This is a genomic window from Novosphingobium sp. CF614 (assembly GCF_900113255.1).
In the GTDB taxonomy this organism is placed as follows: domain Bacteria; phylum Pseudomonadota; class Alphaproteobacteria; order Sphingomonadales; family Sphingomonadaceae; genus Novosphingobium.
In genome coordinates this window covers 1-1,680 of the sequence record NZ_FOOR01000059.1, presented here as the reverse complement: position 1 = coordinate 1,680, position 1,680 = coordinate 1, and the positions used below count along the sequence as shown (strand labels likewise).

Annotated in this window: 1 protein-coding gene; it reads right to left on the bottom strand. The window is 67.9% G+C overall.

Translation table 11 applies throughout. The annotated features are described in order from the left end of the window. Window positions 1-11: 11 nt before the first annotated feature. Window positions 12-1,523 carry an aldehyde dehydrogenase family protein gene (locus BM052_RS19250; RefSeq protein ID WP_091149486.1) on the bottom strand — a complete coding sequence of 504 codons (1,512 nt, stop codon included), beginning with the start codon at window positions 1,521-1,523 and terminating at the stop codon, window positions 12-14. Window positions 1,524-1,680 lie beyond the last annotated feature (157 nt).

Here is a 1,680-nt window from a genome sequence, read left to right as displayed (position 1 = left end):
CGCCCTGCTCATCACAACTGGATGATGACGGATTTGGTTTCGAGGTATGCGTTGATGCCCTGTCTGCCCTGTTCGCGTCCGCTGCCGGATTGCTTGTATCCGCCGAAGGGTAGGGCGGTGTCGATCATGGCGTGGCAGTTGCCCCAGACGGTTCCGGCCTTGATGCGGGCGGCGAGCTTGTGCATGGTGGCGAGGTCCCTGGTCCACACGCCGGCGCCGAGGCCGAAGCAGGTGTCGTTGGCCATGCTGGCGACTTCGTCGAGGTCCTCGAAGCGCTGGGCGACGACGACGGGGCCGAAGATTTCCTCGCGCACCACGCTCATCTGCGGGTTGACGTCGACCAGCACGGTGGGATTGACGTAGTAGCCATCGGCGGCCGGGGCATCGCCGCCCACCGCGACGCTGGCGCCGTCGCGCTTGCCCGCCTCGATATAGCCCATCACCCGGTCGAACTGCTCCCTGGAGACCAGCGGGCCGGTATGGCCGGCCGGATCGAGGCTGGGACGCGGCGCCCAGAAGGCGGAAGCCTGCGCCACCCCTTCGATCACTTCGTCGAAGATCGACTTGTGCGCGAACAGGCGGCTGCCGGCGATGCAGACTTGCCCCGAGTTGAAGAAGATCGCGCCCGCCGCGCCCGCCGCGACACTGGCGACATCGACATCGGGCATGACCACCACCGGGCTCTTGCCGCCCAGTTCCAGCGTGACGCGCTTCATCGTCGCGGTGGCGTTGCGGTTGATGAGCTTGCCGATCTCGGTCGAGCCGGTGAAGGCGATCTTGTCGACGTCGGGGTGCTTGACCATGCGGTCGCCCGCGGTGTGGCCGTTGCCGGTGATGATGTTCACCACGCCCGCCGGAAAGCCCGCCTCGGCCACCAGGTCGGCCAGCTTGAGCGCGGTGATCGAGGTCTGCTCGGCCGGCTTGAGCACGATCGTGCAGCCCGCCGCCAGCGCCGGGGCGATCTTGAGGCAGGCCATCAGCAGCGGGAAGTTCCACGGCACGATCTGCGCGCAGACCCCCACCGGCTCCTTCACCGTGTAGCTGAACACCTTGCCGGCGGGCAGCGTGTAAGGCGCGGTGGTCTCGCCCGCGACCTTGCTCGCCCAGCCGGCCATGAAGCGGATCTGGCTGATCGCGCCGGGAATGTCGACCGCCCCGGCCATGCCCTTGGGCTTGCCGTTGTCGATCGCCTCGAGCTCGGCGAACAGGTCGGCATGGGCTTCGATGAGGTCGGCCAGCCGGTTCATCGTGCGCTCGCGCGCCATCGGTGCCAGTCCCGACCAGCGCCCGTCGTCGAACGCCGCGCGCGCCGCCGCCACCGCGCGGTCGACGTCGCGGTCCGAGGCATCGACCACCCGCGAGACGATCCGGCCCGACGAAGGGTCCTCGACCGCGATCGTCGCATCGTGGCTGGAGGCGGTCCATGCGTTGTTGATGAACAGCCGCGGCTCGCGGTCGAGAAAGGCCTGGGCGGCCTGCGAATAGGCCAGCTGCTCGAAGCTGACGGTTGCCGTCTCGTTCATCTCGTCTCCCTTTCCATGACCCCGGCACCGCCCCAGGCGGCCATCCCCCGCCCCGGCCCCCGCCCCGGCCTGCATCCGCCATTTCGCGCTTAGGCGCTGTTTGTAGGCAATGCATACAAAAATCACTTGCCGATGCAAACCGAAAAGGCTCTCCTGC

Excerpts from the sequence above, each read along its gene's own strand:
- BM052_RS19250 (WP_091149486.1), bottom strand. The coding sequence starts at position 1,523 with ATGAACGAGACGGCAACCGTCAGCTTCGAGCAGCTGGCCTATTCGCAG.